We start from the raw sequence: 18,840 nt of genomic DNA, 5'->3' as shown, positions 1-18,840 counted from the left end.
AAATTTAAGCTAAAGTTTTTGCAAGTTTTGTCAATGAATAAAATAAACAAAAACAAAAGAGAATTAGGGGTGAAAATATGGCAAGCCTCATTGATACAAATTATTGGTATATGTATCCTTATTACAGTGAGTATAGTTATCTTTTTAATATGACCAATCCATTGACTTCAATACAAAATATTACACCAAGTAATATATTTGAAATTGCACAGCAAGCGATGTATATAAATAATGAGAATCAACAATTGCCAACGCAAATAACTAATGTTCTTGTAATGTTAAATAGTTATGCAAACAATCTAGCTGAGACAGCAACTCAACTTCAACTTACATCACCAAATAGTGTCTTTAATCAGATGATTGCTACATCCAGTGACCCAAATTCCATAAGTGCGACTGCTCAAGCGGGTGCAACTGCTTCTACTTATAATGTCTCTGTAAACCAGCTTGCCGTGGCTCAACAAAATATTGGAACGAGTTTAGCAAGTAATAGCATTACAAGCCTTACACCTGGGACTTACAGCTTTACTGTACAAGTAGGTGGTAAGCAGTATAATATATCCTTCAATGTTAATCAAGGAGATACAAATCAAACTGTTTTAAATAATATGGCTCAAGCAATTAACTTTGCTAACATAGGAATTACAGCTATTGTAAATAATGATCCGTATCTTGGTACAAGCCAGTTAGTATTGAATGCAAATAGTACTGGAACAAATAATGCATTTACGTTGACTGATGTTACTGGCAATGCAGTTTCCTATACCGGTGCAAATACAGTATCAGTGGCAGCAGCAAATGCAACTTATGCTATTAATGGTATAAGCAATACCTCTCAATCAAATACTATTTATCTTGACAATAACAATTTAGCCATAACATTTAATAAAACGGTAAGTAATGTCACTGTTACAGTTACACATGATATACAAGCTATAAGCAACAGTATCAATAATTTTGTCAATGAATACAACAAAATAATAACATATATAAATCAAAATCAGCAATATATAAGTCCCATTGTTACTTCGGAACTTGTACAAAGCTATGAATATCAAGCAGCAAATTTGCAAGCGATCGGAATTACTCAAAATCCAGATATGACTCTCTCTATAGATCAAAATACCTTAAACAATGCGCTGCAAAATAATTTTAATACGGTCCAAACAGCTTTTGCTGGTTACAATGGTCTAGCTGTAAATGTGGGTCAAATTGCCGAGCAAATAGCTGAGAGCCCCCTCACAGCCTATGCAAATGAAATGGTGCCAATAGGTAATAATTATATGGGGCTTTATAATTCACTTGGAATGCTGGATACTTCTTTAATCTGGTCAATGTTGCTGCCATCAGGGCAATTTGTAAATTCATTTATTTAAATTAAGGACAGCTCTATTGATTAAATATTTCTTAATTTCTATGTTGCTGTTTTTGGCATATGTAAAAACTAAAAGAACTATTTTTAGAATACCCCATTAAAAATTATGCATGCTTTCGAATAAAATATAAAAAATAAAAATGGAGGGAGATTTAATGTTTAAAAAAATTTTATCAATGATTTTAGTTTCGTCCATGACAATTTTTCCTGTTGCTGCATTAGCTAATGATACCACAAGTATTTTACAAAACAACTATATGACTAGTTATACACAATTATCAGATAATAACACCGTAAATAGCACTGTATACAACCAGGTATACAGCCAACCATCAAATGATACTACCACAACTTCACCGATGGATAACACTACCATAACAGAACCTTCGAGTTCACAATCGTCAGATCAGGGAACTACTGAAAAGATTAATGAAGTAAACAACCAAATTCAAAAACTAGAACAAGAGTTAGAAACTGCATTGGATAAAAATCAATTTGAGAAAGCTTTACAAATATCAAATAAAATAAAAGAACTCGAACAAAAACTTAAAATACTTAACCAAAGTAACAACATAGAATCACAAATTGCAGAACTAAAGATAGAAGCTATAAATTACTTACAAAGTGGACAAATAGATGAAGCAATTAATACAATAACAAAAATTCTTAAACTTAAACATTCGAAAGATAACTACAAACTACTTGGAAAGTTATATCATCAAGCTAAAAAAGATAAAAATCCACATGTTTTTGTAAATGGCAACGAGATTAAGTCAGATGTAAACCCGATAATCAAAAATGGAAGAACGTACATTCCTTTAAGAGCAGTGGCTAATGCCATTGGTGTTGATAGCAAAGCAATAAATTGGGATCAACATAATCAAGCTGTAAGCATTAAAACAGGTAATATAAACATATATATGCCTATAAATACTACACAAATAATAGTTAATGGACAAAAAGAAACAATCAATGCTCCTGCGTTTGAAACTAATGGAAGAGTTATGGTTCCGTTAAGAGCAATAAGTCAACTGTTTGGCAAAAATGTAGATTGGTATCAAGAAGGACAAATTGCAACAATAGGTGATTGAAAAAGAGGAATAATATAAATTCATTCTGTTTCCTTTTTACCCCACTTTTTGCTGTATATAAAAAGTGGGGTTGTGTTTATTTATTGAATTATTATAATTATGGATTTCTGCCTTACTTAATTTTGCTAAGTTCCTCAATAAATGCTGGTCTTTTTTTATATAAACTCATTAGCTCATTTATAATTTCTTTTTGGCTTTGCTTTCCTGCTATTTTTTTATATCTTTTAAGTATTCCACATACTTTTTGATAGTCTTTTCTATTTGATGAAGAGCTTGCAGCAAGTTTTATATATTTTTTGTACACTTCAATAACTTCATCTTTAAATCTATCTTTTAGCTTATCTGCATATTCTTCTATTCTTAGTGGGTTTTCTTTTACAAACTCCATAAGCTCATCTAAGTCATTTTCTTCTAATATAACCTTAAGATAAATATCTTTCCCATGCCATCCCTTATAGCTCTTTAATTCTTGTTTTAAATTATTGTAAAACTCTACCTTATCGCCAGTAATTAATTCCTTTAGTTCTCGAAAGTATTCAAAATTTCCATCAAACAAAAGCTCTTTTGCCAATTTCATTTGTTCTTCTTTTAATGAAAGCTTTTTATAGGCTTCATATCTCATCTTTTTCCATTTTGATACTAAACCAGGATATTGCCTGTCTTGTATCTCCCACTTTAAAGCTAACTCTATGACTTTCTCATAGTCTTTTTCTCTAAAAATCTTTTGAATAAACACTTCTTTAAAAAAGTCAAATTCAAGATGTTCTTGTACGAATTGTTCTGCTTCTTCTCTACTTCCATATCTCTCTTTTATCACAAAAAGAATTTGAAGTAATTTTTCAGTAATATATTTTCCATAGCGATTTTCGGAAGACCAATTACTTACAAGATATTCTATTTTCGATGCCAGTTTATCTCTCAGTTCCTCTATGTCGACAAAGTCAGCACAAAGCCGAAGTATATCAATTCTGTAACTTACCCATTCATCAAAAATTTTACTTTCACTTAATGTCAATAACCTATTAAATATTTCCTTTTTAAATTTATATCTAGGTTTTCGCTCCGGAATACTATGTCTCCTATAACTTCTATGGTTTCTGATGCCAACAAGCCTATACTTCCACCCGAATCATCTGCGTATTCAAAAGCCTGTATCGCTTCTTCAAGTACTAAAAATGCAATATCCAATGCTAAAAATATATCTTCAGTATCTCTGGCTTTCCACAATAAATCTCCCATTTCACTTACAAAATCATATGTTTCATTATAGGAAATAAAACCATCTCTGTCCTTATATTTCCTAACAATAGAATTTATTAGTTTTCTGCACCTTATAAGTTCCTGTTTACTGTCAACCTTTGAATATCTTAAGACAAGCCTATTTTTTAAAGTTTCATCGTCTCCTATTAAATCCATTATGATATCTATTAACTCTTCTTTTGAAAGACTGTCTAATACTTCTTTTATATCTTGTTGTTCTTTAGCTCTTTTTTGTACATTTGAAGCTTCGTTTTGATTGCCAAAAATCTCAACCAGTTTATAAAAAGCGGCTACCTGATGTTTACATACAGGACCATAATCATATGGGCAATTACATTCTGAATAGAGAATTTCTCCATTGTCATCTAGTTTTACCATAACCTCATAGTCATCACTACCTTGAATTTTAAAAATATATTCATTTTTTCCATGATTATAAAGGTCTATTATGTTTCCTCCAACATAATAATCGTAACCTCTATCTAAAATTATTTCATCGATATAGTCTTCAAAATCATATATAGTCATTTATACTTTCTCACCACTCTTTCTCAAAAAGACAACATTTAATAATACTGTGCAACACTCACTAAACTAATTAGCTATGCAAACAATTTTTTGCACTTTTATTATTTGGTCAATAATGTATACAATTGACCAATGCATTTACGATTGCATTTATATTATCATATATAATTGCCTTTTGCTCTTCAATTTTATCGTAGAGATGTTTTAAATATTGTACTTCTTCAAAATCCTTTGACTCTAAATAGGCTATGTAATCATTAAAAAATTTTCTTGATAATAGCTGTTCTAAATTTTCTAAAATCATATCGCTATCATCTATTCTTTGAGGTAAAGTATTAATATAGTTGGCTAGGGATATAACAAATCTTATCTTCATTAAATTGATCTGGAAAGTTGTTGGTATAGCTAAAAATTCTAATATGTTTTGGAACTTTTTTTTGAGGTCATCATCTTTTGTAGTTTTTTCTATTTTTACTATTTTGTCTAATATAGAAAAATACACTTTTTCTGCAACTATATCTTCATCAAAAATTTCATCTACCACTTCATCAAATATAGAATCAAAAAGTTCTTGTTGTTCTGTGTTTTTCTTTTTTAAGAATTCAACAGCTTTTGCAAAGAACTTTAAATAAAAAACATAAAATACATAAAATGGGATTTTAATTTCCATTTCAGGGTCTAAAATATAATTTAAATCATCTCCCATTTCCATAAGCATATTGGCACTTAAATATTCGGCAAATATAGGATATTTATAGAATATTTCAATTACTTTTTTATTTATTAAGTCTTGAGGTAATTTTTCTACATCATTTAAAACGTTTTCTAATTCATCTTCTCCATCCAAAATGTCAAATTCCGTTGCTTCTAAGATAGGTGTTGCAAATATCTTATAAGTTTTATCTATGACTGCTATCGAAAGCCAGATAAAGATATTTTTCATTTCTTCTTCGGTAAATTTTTCTGTACGTAGAGAATAGGCTAGATCCAATAAATAGTTTTCTAAAAAAGATATATTAGATATTTCTTCTAAAACTCCTTCCATTTCTTCCTCATTATCAAGGTCTACGTTTATTATAATATTAACCGGAATTCTTAATTCTTTCAATCCTTCATTTTTTCTGAATATACTTACAATTTTTCTAAATAACTCTTCACTTATTTCATCTTCATTTTCTTCATTAAGTTTTTCTAGTTGTTGTTTTCTTTCTCTCAATGATTCTATTAATAACACTTTTAATTTTTCTAAATTTAAAGTTTCACTTTTACTATCTAGCTTAATTCCGTACATTACACTTAATATTCGTATAAATTCATAGTCATAAGGCAAAAATACATCTTCTTTTTCTATTTCTTTTAAGAGGATTTTTTCCATTTTTTCTATGTTAGGAAGACAGCATTTTTTGTATTTTTTCCCACTTCCACAAATGCATTCATCATTTCTATCAATATCAAAAATTTTACTCATTTAAAGCCCTCCAAATTGATTTTTACTTTCTTTTTATAGATTATCACATTGTTTTTTTCTTGTCTATTATTTTTAAATATTTGTTTAAAGGAGATATTTTGCATCGTCACTCCGGTGTTCCAAAGCGACAAAACTAAGCTCGACCTTCGGGCTCCGGCAGGGTTACGGGCACATTCGACGTCCTGTCTTAGTGCCCGCCTTCGCCATCACAAGGCTACGGCCCTGCCTCCACCCTCGGCCTTGCTGAGCTTTGTTGACGCTTTGTCACAAGTCGCTCCTTATGCAAAATATCTCATTTACGAAAGGTTGTCATCAGTCTACCATATTTTTATGTAAAAATATGGTAATTTATAATATAATAGAATTTATAAAAGAATGATAAAGGACGCTGATTGTAAAAAGATGAAGACCTTTTACAAAGGGGTACTTATGAAACATATAAAACAATGCCAGATAAAAAACTGAAAAATATCTTTTCATATGTAATATCTTAATTATTATACTTTTAAGTATAATAATTTGTAGTATAATAATATTGAGGTGAAAAATTGTGAAAAAATTTGTTAATAGAGAAGCTGAAATTCAATTTCTAGAAACCCAATTCTCTAAAGAAGGGTCTTCATTTGTTGTTATTTATGGAAGGCGAAGAGTAGGTAAAACTGCACTCATTAAGGAGTTTATAAAAGACAAAAAAGCTATATATTTTTTAGCAACTGAAGAAATAGAGAGTCAAAATATTAATAATTTTAAAATTTTGGCGGCAAAGTTTTTTAATAATAGCTTACTAGAAAAAGCCCAAAATATTATGTGGGATGAAATCTTTGAATTTTTAGCTGATAACGTAAAAAATGAAAAGCTGGTCATAGTTATTGATGAATTTCAATATCTTTGCAAAGTAAACCCCTCTTTTCCATCAATTTTGCAGAAGATATGGGATGAAAAGTTAAAAGGAAAGAATATCTTTTTTATTGTTTGCGGTTCATTAGTAAATATGATGGAACAGCATGTTCTAAATTATTCAAGCCCATTGTATGGAAGGAGAACTGGTCAAATAAAATTAAAACCCTTAAAATTTAAATATTTAAAAGAGTTTTTCCCACAGTCGACAGAGGATGAACTTATCTGGCTTTATGCTATATTGGGTGGAGTTCCAAGGTATTTGGAAGTATTTAATTACAAGGGTAATATTTTTGAGGCTATAAAAGAGAATATGCTGAATAAACAAAGTTTTTTATATGAAGAACCTTTGTTTTTGCTTGAAAGGGAGATTCAAGATATTGGTACTTATTTCTCTCTTATTAAGAGTATTTCTTTGGGCAACCATAAACTTCAACAAATAGCTCAAACCCTTTCCGTTCCTCAGACAAGACTGACAAAATATATAAATACACTGATAGATTTGGATATACTACGGAGGGAAACCCCTGTAACAGAAGAATATCCTGAAAAAAGCAAAAAAGGATTATATTTTATTAATGATAATTTTTTAAATTTCTGGTTTAAATTTGTTTATACTTTCAAGGAACAACTAGAACTTGATAATGTGGAATTTGTTTTAGAAAACATAAAGAAAAGAATTATAACTGAGCACATAAGCTACGTGTATAAAGATATCTGCAAGGAATATGTTTGGGAATTGTCACAAAAAGGAGATATACCTTTGAAAATAAGCAAAATTGGAAAGTGGTGGGATAAAAATAATGAAATTGATATTGTAGGAATAGATACAACAACTGGCTCTTTTCTCTATGGAGAATGCAAATATACAAATTCTAAAGTAGATATTGATTTGTTCTACTCTCTAAAGCAAAAAGCAAGTAAAGTAAATGCAAAAAATAAAGCCGAGGAGTATTATATTATCTTTAGTAAATCAGGATTTACAGAAAGATTCTTGAGTTTTAGCAAAGAAATTGAAAATTTGATTCTTATTACTTTTCCTGACAAGACAAATTTAAATTTTTGAATTTATAGGGCTTAATTAAGCCTTTTTTATTTTGACCTAGTTGATTTAAAGTGTCTATCACCACCATTACAAACAATATATTGTAGAGATAGTTTTCAATAAAAATGTTCCAGATGGTAATTAATTATACATTACAAAGGCAAAAAAAGTACTTAAAAGAGCAAATTAATGTTCAAAACTGAAAAATTTATAAAAAAAACAAAATACTTTTGTTCAAAAAGTTTAGAATTATTGCTTAAATTATTTGGAATTAATTGAAAATAGATAGATTAATAGCGTAATTTTGAGTAAAAATTTAAAATAACTATAATTAATGATATATTTAGCTGTATAAAGATAAATTTAAGTTTTTTTAGTCAAAATCAAATAAAATTATAGTTTGACATATTTTCTAAAGAGAATTAAAATGAACGTAAATCAATCAATTACAATCATTTTATTGAACAATAATGTGAACAAGAGGTGGAGTTGTGAACAAAGCAGAGAGAATTCAAAAAATATTTGAAATTCTTTCAAGTGAAGGTAATGCATCAACAAAATATCTTGCAGAAGCATTGGGTGTGTCTGAGGCGACGATTAGAAGAGATCTTATAAATCTATCCCAAGAGAATACCTTTCCTTTCCAAAGAGTACGAGGAGGAGTAATTTATTCATTAGAAAAATCAGGTGTTGAACCAATGTTTGATCTTAAACTTTCTCAAATGGTTGATGAGAAAAAAAAGATAGCTAAAATGGCATTGGATTTGATTGAAGATGGTGATTCTCTTTTTCTTGATTCAGGGACAACTATTTATTATCTTGCTAAAATAATTGGAAGTAAAAAAGGTTTAAAAGTTGTTACGGTGGATGTAAAAGTTGCAGCGGAGCTTGCGAAGCATCCAAATATTAAAACAATTTTGGCAGGCGGGGAGGTGAGATCTGGATATTATAGTATAGGGGGAGACGATACAGTTAATTTTTTAAAACAATTTCGTGTAGAAAAAGCATTTTTAGCGACGGATGGCTGGAATATCGATGGTACTTTCAATTCTTCTAATTTTGAAGTTGGAATTAAGAGAAAAATGATTGAATTATCAAAAAAGAGATATCTTTTAGCGGATCATACAAAATACGGGAAAGATGCATTTATTAAAGTATCTGACCTAGATGTTTTCGATGCAATAATTATGGATGTTCCACTCTCTGATGATATAGTAAGTCGCCTAAAAGACAAAGGAATTTCTATAATTTTCTGATTAAGAAGGAGGATAAATATGGATATAAATAAAATATTTAAAAAGGATAAAGTTGTAATTGGGATGGTACATTTTCCGCCTTTACCCGGTTCTCCACTTTATGAAGATGAATCTGGTATAAAGAGCATTGTTGAAAGAGTAAGAAATGATCTAGTTAATCTTCAAGATGGTGGAATAGATGCTGTAATGTTTTGTAATGAGAATGATAGGCCATATAGGTTACATGCAGATTATGCTACTGTTGCTACGATGGGAAGGGTGATTGGAGAGATAATAGAGGAAATTAAAGTACCATTTGGTATTGATGTACTGTGGGATCCAGCAGCATCTATTGCACTTGCTAAAGCAACTGGAGCAAAGTTTATTAGAGAAGTATTAACTGGAACGTATATTTCAGATATGGGATTATGGAATACAAATATAGGAGATATTTATAGATATAAGAAATTATTAGATGCAAATGAAGTTGCAGTATTTTTTAACATTTCAGCTGAATTTGCTTATAATTTGGATAGAAGACCTATTGAAGAAATAGCGAAAAGTGTAGCTTTTTCTTCTCTAGCAGATGTAATTTTAGTATCTGGTCCTATGACAGGTGTTCCTCCTACTGCTGAAATGCTTAAGAAAGTTAGGGAAAACGCGAAGGTTCCTATTTTTATAAATACAGGAGTAAATGTTAATAATGTGCATGAGCTTTTACAATTTGCAGATGGTGTGATAGTGGGAACAGGATTGAAAAAAGATGGGATCACATGGAATCCAGTTGATAAAGAACGCGTGAAAAACTTCATGAAAAAGGTGGAAAATTTGAGATGAAAGATCTTACTTTGGGTATTGATATAGGAACAACAAGTGTTAAGTCAATTCTCATAAGTAAAGATGGCGATGTATTATTTGAGACTTCTAGACCGCACGATCTTATTTCTTCTGAACCTGGTTTTGCAGAGGAAGATCCCAATATATGGTGGAATAGTGTAAAATCAATATTAAAAGAAATATCCGAAAAAAAATTATCTAATAGAATTGCAGCGATAGGTATAACAGGGATGGTCCCTACTTTGGTTCTGATTGATGAAAAATTAGATGCTATAAGAAATTCTATTCAACAAAATGATGCTCGTTCTACGGCCGAAATAGCAGAACTAAAAAAATTTATTAAAGAAGATGAATATTTTTTCGAAACGGCAAACACCTTAAATCAACAAGTTATTTTTCCTAAAATTTTATGGTTAAAAAAACACGAACCGGAAAACATTGATAAAACTCGATGGATAATGGGATCATATGATTTTATTTCTACAAAACTTACCGGAAATCCTCATGTTGAGATGAACTGGGCTTTAGAAAGTGGGATGTGGCTTGTAAAAGAGAAAAAATGGCATGATGATATTTTAGAAGTTGCTGATATTAAAAGGGGAATTCTTCCGCCTGTTTTTGAACCAATCGAAATTGTTGGTGAAACAATTCCAGAAATAGAAAAAGAAATAGGATTTCCTGCTGGCGTTCCCGTAATAGCAGGTTCAGCAGATCATATAGCTTCTTCACTTGCTGTAGGTCTTAGAGATGAGGGGGATCTCCTACTAAAATTTGGCGGTGCAGGAGATATAATGTTTGTTACTGATTCATTAAAGATGGATAGAAGATTGTTTCTTGATTACCATGATATTCCATCAAAATATATATTAAATGGGTGCATGGCAGCAAGTGGTTCATTAGTTAAATGGTATATGAACATTGTACAAGAAAAAAGCTATGATGAACTTACAAAGATGGCAATGGAAAGTAGCATAGGATCTAGAGGACTGTTAACGTTACCGTATTTCTTAGGAGAAAAAACACCGATTTTTGATACTAAGGCTCGAGGTGTAATATTTGGATTAGGTCTTCATCATAATCGCGGTGACATTTTTAGGTCAATTTTAGAAAGCGTTGCTTTTGGGTTCAAACATCATATTGAGGTGCTTAAAGAAATAGGACTTGAAATTAAACGAGTTTTTATATCCGATGGAGGAGCTAAAAATCCACTTTGGAGACAAATTACGGCCGATGTAGTGGGAATGGATGTAAAATATATATTAAATAACCCAGGCTCTTCTCTCGGAGTTGCTTTTCTGGCAGGTGTTTCTGCAGGAATTTTTAAAAATTGGAATGAAATCGATAAATTTATTACAGAATCGGAAATAGTAATTTCAAATCAAAAAAGTAATTCGCAATATGAGAAGTATTATTATATTTACAGAAAATTATACGAAATTTTGAAACCGCTCTATGAAGAGCTTTACAATATTAAGGAGGGGAAATTAGATGAGGTTTGAAAATAAGGTTGTTTTTATTACAGGAGCTGCAAAGGGAATAGGGAAAGCAATATCTCAAGGATTTGCCGAAGAAGGCGCATTGCTAGCTTTATCAGACTTGGATATTGATGAGTTGGAACGAACTGCAAAAGAACTTAGTAATGTTGCTAAAGTAATAAAAACTTATAAACTTGATGTTACTAAAGAAATAATGGTAGAAAAAGTTATTGAAAAAGTTATAAAAGATTTTCAAAAGATAGATATTTTAATAAATAATGCTGGAGTTTCTACAATGAACTATTTTTGGGATTTAACCGAAGAAGAGTGGGATTTTAATATGAATGTAAATGCTAAAGGTGTATGGTTAGTAAGTAAATATGTGGTACCATACATGATTAAAGAAAAAAAGGGAAAATAGTTAACACTGCGTCAATGGCTGGGAAAATAGGAGCGCCTCTTTTGGCACACTATTCTGCTTCAAAGTTTGCTGTTATTGGATTTACCCAAGCTGCTGCAAAGGAATTAGCACCATATGGAATAAATGTAAATGCTGTATGTCCAGGATTTGTTAAAACTTCAATGCAAGATAGAGAAGTTATTTGGGAAGCAAAATTAAGAGGCATATCTGATCCAGAGGAAGTACGAAAAGAATATATAAAGCAAACACCTCTTGGAAGACTTTGCTATCCAGAAGATGTTGCAAGAGTTGTCCTATTTCTTGCATCTGATGATGCTGACTTTATGACTGGTCAAGCTATAAATGTAACAGGAGGAGCTTGTATGCATTAAAGCTAGTTAACCTAGTTATTATAATAATTAAATATATGAATTAAATATATGGAGATTGTGACTTGAGCAAAGTGGAGGCTGAATTGGGGCGGATGAGTTTGCACAGCAAAACGAAGTCCAACACTACCCGAACCCCATACAGTAAATCTGGCAGATAGATGAGATGAAGGTTTCGTTCTTACCCTGCAAGGTCTGAATGATATGCTCAAGTCGAGAATAAATTTTTCCATGAGTAACCTATATCGTGAGATATAGCTGAACATTCAGAAGCCAGTTCAAGTCATAGTACTGTTTGAACCTACCGAAAGGATAGGTAATGGAAGGACTTGACGGTAGTAATTAAGTAGATATTAGGATGGACTATTCATGCTTGAAAGCTGTCAACCCTGATAGGGACTGCCTAACAGAAAATAGAGTGGAACTCGAAGATAAAGGTTAGGAGTGCTTAGTGAAATCTATGCCTAATATATGGAGGTAATCTCACTTATTTACTTACCGAACCGCCGTATACCGAACGGTACATATGGTGGTGTGAGAGGACGGCGGTTAGTCACCGCCTCCCACTCGATTGCCATTAAAATATTTAGGATGCTTTGTAGGACAGGCAGAGTCTTCTTTAGAATTACAGAACTTGCAAACAAATTTTTGCTTTATAAATCCATCAAAATACTGCTTGCCGTCTTTGAGCATTTTAATACCCGCTTCACAGACCATATAACCATCTTCTAATAAAAAAGCAAGGGGGTGAATAGGGAATTTATATTTTTTGAAAATATTATATTATTTAGATTTATTTCAATAGAAAAGGAGGAGTAAAAATGTCAAACCAGTCTCATATGTTTGTGCGAAATGCTACGGGACTAGTAAGAGAATTAACAGCTTTTGATGCATTTAATTTAGTTTTTGCAGCTATATTAATTCCTGTAGGAATTTCACAGGCTTTAAATTTTGGTGCAGCTGCTTTCCCGGGTGCTAATGTTGCTTTAGCGTTTATTTTAGGAGCAACTTTACTTCTCATAGGGTTTGGAGCCGTATATATTTATTTTACAATGGCAATGCCACGTTCTGGTGGCGATTATGTATGGGTAAGCCGAACTCTGAGTCCTTTTTTAGGATTTGTAGTTAATGTGACATTAACCTTTGTTTTTGTAAATTGGGTGTCATTCAATTTTACTACAATGATGACTCTTTTTGGACCTGCAGCTGGTTATGTAATGGATTGGTCACCGAATGTTATTCAATGGTTTAATGTTCCAGTAAATCAATTTATAGTAGCTACTATTTTGACGATACTTTTCACATTATTGATGATTCCAGGTACTAAGTTTGTTGCTAAATTTATGCGAATTCTGTTTATTGTAGTATGGGCAGGAATGGCGTTGTGGTTTATTGGTTTATTAGTAACACCTAACGATGTTTTTGTAAAAAACTTTATTGAAATTACTAAGACAAATCCTACGCAGATTATCGAATTAGCTAAAAATTCTGGTTTTTCTGTACCAACAGGGCTTAATTGGGGAATGACTATATTAGCGATGTTATGGGCTTTCCAAAATCTAACAGGATTTCAATGGAGTGGTTATTTTGCCGGTGAACTTAAAAACGTGAGGCGAACAGTTGTGATTTCTGTATTAGGTGGATTAATTGTTGGAGCAATTTTATATGCTGCTGGGTCTTTCTTGGTATATAGAACAGTTGGATTTGAACTTTTTTCTAGTCTCTCATATATAGGAATAAATATGCCGGACAAAATGCCTTCTAATGTAACGTATATACTTCCATCTCTGACGAAATTTTTTGCTTTACCGACAATAATTAAAGATTTAATCGCTTTAACATTTATGCTAAGTATAATTTGGTGGACTCCAGCTGGTTTTATGCTAGGTACACGTAATTTATTTGCTTGGGCATTTGACAACTTGGCACCAAGTTGGGTAGCAGACGTCCATCCTACTTTTCATACCCCTGTTAATGCCACTATAATAATGGGGATTTTTATTGAAATTCTTAACTTTTTAAATATATATGGAGGATTAAGCAATTATCTGATTAATATTATCGCTGTCATGGCTTTAGCTTTTGTTGTTGTTGGATTAGCAGCGGTGATATTCCCATATAAACGCAAAGATTTATATGATAATGCTCCCGAAGTTGTTAGAAGTAAGATCGGTGGTATTCCTGTTATGACTATTGCTGGATTAATAACAATGTTGAGTTGGTCGTTTGTGTTAATTGCTGCATTTTCGACTTCACAATTTGGCCTTAGTGTTACTCCTATAGCTATGATCGAAGCATTTTCTGTTCCAGTCTTAGCATCAATATGGTATTTTGTAGCAACCTCAATTCGTAAACGGCAAGGTATCGATATAAGTAAAGTATTTTCTGAAATACCACCAGAGTGATATGGAGTGATGTTATGAGTTATTCTGTAGAAAAACTTCTCAATCTTGCAATAGAATTAATAAAAGAGGCGGAACAGCGAGGAGTTACTCTCCGCCTCTTAGGAGGATTAGCGTTTTATTTTAATTCGCCTACTGCTAGAAAGTTGCCAGCATTTCAACGCCAATACAAAGATTTGGATTTTGCTGTGAATCCTAAAGGAGCACGCTATTTAACAGAAGTTTTTAAAAAATTAGGATGGAAAGATGACCAGTATTTTAATGCTCTTCATGGAGCCACACGTATGCTTTTTTACTTTGAAGAAAATCAAGAACTTCAAGCAGATATTTTTATTGGCGTATTCGAGCAATGTCATAAACTAAATTTTGAAAAAAGATTATCTTTATCCTCAACAACATTACCTATTTCAGATTTGCTACTCACTAAATTACAAATTCATCAGTTAAATAGGAAAGATATCCTAGATATTATAATGCTTCTTTATGACCATGATTTTGGTCGTGTTACTCCAACAGAAAAGAATGAATTGGCTTATATAGTTGAATTAACTAGTAATGATTGGGGTTGGTATACTACAATTTCGGATAATTTAAATATAATTGAATCTATGATTTCAGAATTTGTTGAAGATACTAATGATTTAAAGCGAATCCAATCTAATATCAAATGGATTTATAATGCTATCCAAGAAGCCCCAAAATCAATTAAATGGAAATTGCGTAACATTATAGGGAGGAGAATTCGTTGGTATGATGAACCAGAAGAAATAAAACGGTAAAGGAGGATGACTGTGCCATTCAAAATTTTTTTTACAACTGATATTCATGGTTCGGAACGTTGTTTTAGAAAATTTATAAATTCTGCAAAGTTTTATGATGCTCAGGTGTTAATCCTAGGTGGTGATATAACAGGTAAAGTAATTATTCCAATACTAAAAAATGCAAATAAAATGTATCGAGCTGTAATTTCTAATCGCCCTCGAGAAGTAGCTGAGGATGAATTGAACGTGCTAATTGAGGAAATACGCTTTAATGGTTATTATCCGTATATAACAACTGCAGAGGAGTTAGCTGAGATTGAGGCTGACCCTAAAGGGAAAGAGAGACTTTTTAGATTAGCTATAAAAGAAAGTTTAGAAAAATGGATTGCTTTAGCTGAAGAAAGATTGAAACCATTAAATATTAAAGTATATATTTCCCCAGGAAATGATGATGATTTTATTGTGGATGAGGTATTGAAGTCATCGGATTTTATTATAAATCCGGAAGAAAAAGTCGTTGAAATAGCACCTGGTGTTGAAATGCTTACATTTGGATTTGCTAATCCTACGCCGTGGAATAGCCCGCGGGAATTATCTGAAGAAGAGCTAGAAGAAAGATTGACTGTTCTAGCAGATAAGATGTCATATGAGGGAATTTCTATATACAATATTCATGTTCCTCCTTTTAATACCCCGATTGATCAAGCACCTAAATTGGATTTTAATCTTAAACCTGTTGTAGAAGCCGGGCAAATCGTGATGACAGGGGTAGGCAGTAAAGCTGTTAGGAATTTAATTATGAAATATCAGCCGACTCTTGGATTACATGGGCATGTGCATGAATCAGCTGGTATAGTCCGTTTAGGTAAAACTGTCTGCATAAACCCTGGAAGTGAATATAATGATGGGGTACTGCGAGGTGCATTAATAACAATTGATGAAAAAAAGAAAAAAATTTCATATCAATTGACGGTGGGATAAAAGATGAAAGATGAGAAAGGAATTGTAGTAGATATTATAAAAAAAGCAGGAGAGATTCTTCAAGATGGGTGGAATAAAAAAAATTTTAAAATTTATCGGAAAGGAACAATTAATTTAGTTACAGAAATAGATAAGAAAATTGAATTTCTTATAATACAACTTTTAAAACAATATTTTCCTGATTATGGTATTCTTACAGAAGAAAGCAAAGAAATTAACAGCAAAGCAAACGTGCGATGGATTATAGATCCCCTAGATGGTACTACTAATTATATAAAACAATATCCGTTTGTAGCCATATCAATTGCTTTAGAGAAAGAAGGAGAATTAATTTTGGGAGTTGTTTATAATCCGATTTTAAATGAAATGTTTATAGCTCAAAAAGGATGTGGTGCGACTTATAATGGGAAGTCAATTCATGTTTCTAAAATAAAAGAATTGGGATCGGCAGTTCTAGCATCGGGCTTTCCTTATGATGCGTGGGAAAATCCTGATAATAATGCTAAACAATGGAGGCAATTTCTTACTCGTAGTTTATCTCTTCGATGCGATGGATCAGCAGCTCTCGATCTTTGTAGAGTAGCTTGTGGACAATTGGATGGTTATTGGGAAAAGGGAATTAGCCCGTGGGATGTTGCAGCTGGTATTGTAATATTGCGCGAAGCAGGAGGAATAATTACTGATTATTTGGGTGAGGAAAATTTCTTTAAACGTGGAGAAGTTGTTGCTGCAAATCCTGTTCTCCACGCACAAATGTTGAAAGTTTTAAATAATTAGTGAAGTTTTATTTTACTTTAGAATGAAAATCATGGCTTTCAGGATATTTCTCAGTTTGTTGACAAAATTAAAAAATTTTTCAAAGGAGATATTTATACTCAGTCTTGCAAAGTTTCCCTGTACTCAAGTAGAAGAGTTTGATAGTGCAAAAATAGAAAAAACAAGCATACTTACTTGAGTGCCGGGTCGCTTTGGAACAAGTTACTCCTTATTTCAAAATATCTTCTTTAGGAAGGTTTGTTTACAATCTGAGAGCCTTCAAGATAAGGCTCTCTTTTTGTGTGTGCTAGGCACATGATAAATTTAAACAAGTAAGCTATTTACGGTAGTGTGAGTGGGTGCTTAATAAAATATTCTTTAACCTTTTACTCAATATGTAATGATGGGGGTATGACAACATAAATTTTAGAAAATATCTTTTTTATGATATAATTTAATAGAATAAAGAGATAAAGTAGAAATTTTCAAAGTACGGTATAGGAGATGATATAATTGGAGAGTAAAGAAGAATTAAGAAATATTTTAAATAGGCTAAATGAAATAGTGATTTATAGAAATATCATTACTCATAGTCTGATAAGAAAAATGATTAAAATTTTACAAGAGCTTTCAAAAGAAAAACCCTCTATTGAGCTTATTTATGCTGAATATAGCAGTTTTTACAAAGATATTACTGAATATGCTTTTAAAAAGAGAATTTATAAAAACATTTGGCCTACTTTTTTAGCAGAAGAAATTGCTTACGATGAAAACCCCTTTAGCCGCATTTCAAAAAAACATGGTTTTGATGCTGTGAATGATTTAATGATTAAGGCTGTCGAAAAAGAAATAGGGATTTTAAAGGAATTTTGCTCTATAAACATAGCGGAAAGTGCAAATAATTTATTAAATACGGAATTGCCTGACTTTGAAAGGTGTATTGATGGGAGCTTTTTCAAGTCAGAGATTAGCTTCACGGAAAATCTCAATACTAGTCATACATTAGAGGATTTATGGGAACTGAGAGGAGATAACTTTGCTGAATATCTAGCTGATTATTACCATTCAAACGGCTGCGGCATTTTTGGAAAGTATAAAGCTTTTCGCTGGGTTACAGAAAATGGTTCAGGACAATTAAAAGGAATAGAAAATGTTGACCCTATAACCTTTGAGGATTTGATAGGATATGAAGAAGAACATAAAATAGTTATAGAAAACATGAAAGCTTTCTTAAAAGGTTTTCCTGCAAATAATGTGCTTTTATACGGCGATAAAGGTACTGGGAAGTCTTCTACTGTTAAGGCTTTGCTCAATGAATTTTACAAAGAAGGCTTGAGGCTTATTGAAATTAATAAAAATGATGTAAAAGAGTTATCATACATAATTGATATAATTAAAGACAGGGGAATGAAATTTATATTGTTTTTTGACGATTTATCTTTTGATGAAAGTGAGGCGGAGTATAAAGAACTTAAGTCAGTTTTAGAAGGTGGAGTAGAGATTCTTCCTTCAAATGTAGTAATTTATGCCACGTCAAATAGGAGACATATTGTCACAGAGAATATAGAGGACAACGAACTTCATAATACAGATGCGAGAGAAGAAAAACTTTCTTTAAGTGATAGATTTGGAATAACTATTACTTTTGTCACTCCAAGTCAAGAAGAGTATTTAAAAATTGTTAAAAGGTTAGCTCAAAAGTACAACATAGAAATAGAATGGAATTTTTTAAAAGAAAAAGCATTGCAATGGGCTATATGGCATAATGGAAGGTCTCCAAGAAGTGCAAAACAATTTATAGACCATTTGAGATATGAGTTATCTAAAAATACTGTTTGAGTTTTTGAAAGCTTGTTTTACAAATAAAATAAAATTGCACAGTATAAAGCATGGCTTTTATTTTTTTAAAGTTAGATATATAATAAAGGTAAATAAATTGA

14 protein-coding genes and 2 pseudogenes are annotated in these 18,840 nt (G+C 31.6%); 12 read left to right on the top strand and 4 right to left on the bottom strand.

Features of this window, described 5'->3' with window-relative positions:
* Positions 1-77 precede the first annotated feature (77 nt).
* Together fliD and THEWI_RS09365 are read left to right on the top strand one after the other, a co-directional pair.
* A complete protein-coding gene (gene fliD / locus THEWI_RS09370; protein WP_014063232.1) occupies positions 78-1,376 on the top strand; it encodes a flagellar filament capping protein FliD in 1,299 nt (432 codons plus the stop codon).
* Between the two features lie 154 nt (positions 1,377-1,530).
* Entirely contained in the window at positions 1,531-2,466 is a 936-nt protein-coding gene (locus THEWI_RS09365; protein ID WP_014063231.1) for a copper amine oxidase N-terminal domain-containing protein, read from the top strand.
* 112 nt (positions 2,467-2,578) lie between these two features.
* On the opposite strand, the gene THEWI_RS14965 is transcribed toward THEWI_RS09365, so the two are convergent.
* The 3 genes from THEWI_RS14965 to THEWI_RS09355 all read right to left on the bottom strand — a co-directional run bounded on the left by THEWI_RS14965 (position 2,579) and on the right by THEWI_RS09355 (position 5,722).
* Positions 2,579-3,481 carry a hypothetical protein gene (locus tag THEWI_RS14965; RefSeq protein ID WP_244262204.1) on the bottom strand — a complete coding sequence of 301 codons (903 nt, stop codon included), beginning with the start codon at positions 3,479-3,481 and terminating at the stop codon, positions 2,579-2,581.
* Entirely contained in the window at positions 3,478-4,254 is a 777-nt protein-coding gene (locus THEWI_RS14960) for an SWIM zinc finger family protein (RefSeq protein ID WP_244262203.1), read from the bottom strand. The genes THEWI_RS14965 and THEWI_RS14960 overlap by 4 nt, the downstream gene beginning before the upstream one ends.
* 109 nt (positions 4,255-4,363) lie before the next feature.
* Positions 4,364-5,722, bottom strand: coding sequence for an SEC-C domain-containing protein (locus THEWI_RS09355; protein ID WP_014063229.1), 1,359 nt, complete (start codon positions 5,720-5,722; stop codon positions 4,364-4,366).
* A gap of 550 nt (positions 5,723-6,272) precedes the next feature.
* Between THEWI_RS09355 and THEWI_RS09350 the strand changes: the two genes are divergently transcribed.
* From THEWI_RS09350 to THEWI_RS15615, 5 genes and pseudogenes are all read left to right on the top strand, one after another.
* A complete protein-coding gene (locus THEWI_RS09350; protein ID WP_014063228.1) occupies positions 6,273-7,685 on the top strand; it encodes an ATP-binding protein in 1,413 nt (470 codons plus the stop codon).
* Positions 7,686-8,155: 470 nt separating this feature from the next.
* On the top strand, positions 8,156-8,920 hold the full coding sequence (locus THEWI_RS09345; protein WP_014063227.1) for a DeoR/GlpR family DNA-binding transcription regulator: 765 nt from the start codon (positions 8,156-8,158) through the stop codon (positions 8,918-8,920).
* Between the two features lie 18 nt (positions 8,921-8,938).
* Entirely contained in the window at positions 8,939-9,736 is a 798-nt protein-coding gene (locus tag THEWI_RS09340; protein ID WP_014063226.1) for a BtpA/SgcQ family protein, read from the top strand.
* Positions 9,733-11,235 (top strand): FGGY-family carbohydrate kinase, encoded by a 1,503-nt coding sequence (locus THEWI_RS09335; protein ID WP_014063225.1) that lies wholly within the window; start codon positions 9,733-9,735, stop codon positions 11,233-11,235. The genes THEWI_RS09340 and THEWI_RS09335 overlap by 4 nt, the downstream gene beginning before the upstream one ends.
* Positions 11,225-12,003: pseudogene (locus tag THEWI_RS15615) on the top strand (SDR family NAD(P)-dependent oxidoreductase). The gene THEWI_RS09335 and the pseudogene THEWI_RS15615 overlap by 11 nt, the downstream one beginning before the upstream one ends.
* 555 nt (positions 12,004-12,558) lie before the next feature.
* On the opposite strand, the pseudogene THEWI_RS13945 reads toward THEWI_RS15615, so the two are convergent.
* Positions 12,559-12,735, bottom strand: a pseudogene (locus THEWI_RS13945) (transposase); the annotation flags it as partial.
* Between the two features lie 86 nt (positions 12,736-12,821).
* Between THEWI_RS13945 and THEWI_RS09325 the strand changes: the two are divergent.
* The 5 genes from THEWI_RS09325 (at position 12,822) to THEWI_RS09305 (ending at position 18,739) form a co-directional block, all read left to right on the top strand.
* On the top strand, positions 12,822-14,405 hold the full coding sequence (locus THEWI_RS09325) for an APC family permease (RefSeq protein ID WP_014063223.1): 1,584 nt from the start codon (positions 12,822-12,824) through the stop codon (positions 14,403-14,405).
* A 14-nt stretch (positions 14,406-14,419) separates the two neighbouring features.
* Positions 14,420-15,181, top strand: coding sequence for a nucleotidyltransferase family protein (locus THEWI_RS09320; protein ID WP_014063222.1), 762 nt, complete (start codon positions 14,420-14,422; stop codon positions 15,179-15,181).
* Between the two features lie 12 nt (positions 15,182-15,193).
* Positions 15,194-16,144, top strand: a complete 951-nt coding sequence (locus THEWI_RS09315) for a metallophosphoesterase family protein (RefSeq protein WP_014063221.1) — start codon at positions 15,194-15,196, stop codon at positions 16,142-16,144.
* A 3-nt stretch (positions 16,145-16,147) separates the two neighbouring features.
* On the top strand, positions 16,148-16,921 hold the full coding sequence (locus THEWI_RS09310) for an inositol monophosphatase family protein (protein ID WP_014063220.1): 774 nt from the start codon (positions 16,148-16,150) through the stop codon (positions 16,919-16,921).
* 492 nt (positions 16,922-17,413) lie between these two features.
* Positions 17,414-18,739 carry an ATP-binding protein gene (locus THEWI_RS09305; protein ID WP_014063219.1) on the top strand — a complete coding sequence of 442 codons (1,326 nt, stop codon included), beginning with the start codon at positions 17,414-17,416 and terminating at the stop codon, positions 18,737-18,739.
* The last annotated feature ends 101 nt before the right edge of the window (positions 18,740-18,840 follow it).

The sequence above is a fragment of the Thermoanaerobacter wiegelii Rt8.B1 genome (assembly GCF_000147695.2).
GTDB lineage: Bacteria > Bacillota > Thermoanaerobacteria > Thermoanaerobacterales > Thermoanaerobacteraceae > Thermoanaerobacter > Thermoanaerobacter ethanolicus.
The sequence above is the reverse complement of the archived record's forward strand: the minus strand, read 5'-3'. Positions and strand labels throughout refer to the sequence as shown.

Bases quoted from the DNA above. Each gene is read 5' to 3' on its own strand.
- fliD (WP_014063232.1), top strand. From the start codon at position 78: ATGGCAAGCCTCATTGATACAAATTATTGGTATATGTATCCTTATTAC.
- THEWI_RS09365 (WP_014063231.1), top strand. From the start codon at position 1,531: ATGTTTAAAAAAATTTTATCAATGATTTTAGTTTCGTCCATGACAATT.
- THEWI_RS14960 (WP_244262203.1), bottom strand. From the start codon at position 4,254: ATGACTATATATGATTTTGAAGACTATATCGATGAAATAATTTTAGAT.
- THEWI_RS09355 (WP_014063229.1), bottom strand. From the start codon at position 5,722: ATGAGTAAAATTTTTGATATTGATAGAAATGATGAATGCATTTGTGGA.
- THEWI_RS09340 (WP_014063226.1), top strand. From the start codon at position 8,939: ATGGATATAAATAAAATATTTAAAAAGGATAAAGTTGTAATTGGGATG.
- THEWI_RS09335 (WP_014063225.1), top strand. From the start codon at position 9,733: ATGAAAGATCTTACTTTGGGTATTGATATAGGAACAACAAGTGTTAAG.
- THEWI_RS09325 (WP_014063223.1), top strand. From the start codon at position 12,822: ATGTCAAACCAGTCTCATATGTTTGTGCGAAATGCTACGGGACTAGTA.
- THEWI_RS09320 (WP_014063222.1), top strand. From the start codon at position 14,420: ATGAGTTATTCTGTAGAAAAACTTCTCAATCTTGCAATAGAATTAATA.
- THEWI_RS09310 (WP_014063220.1), top strand. From the start codon at position 16,148: ATGAAAGATGAGAAAGGAATTGTAGTAGATATTATAAAAAAAGCAGGA.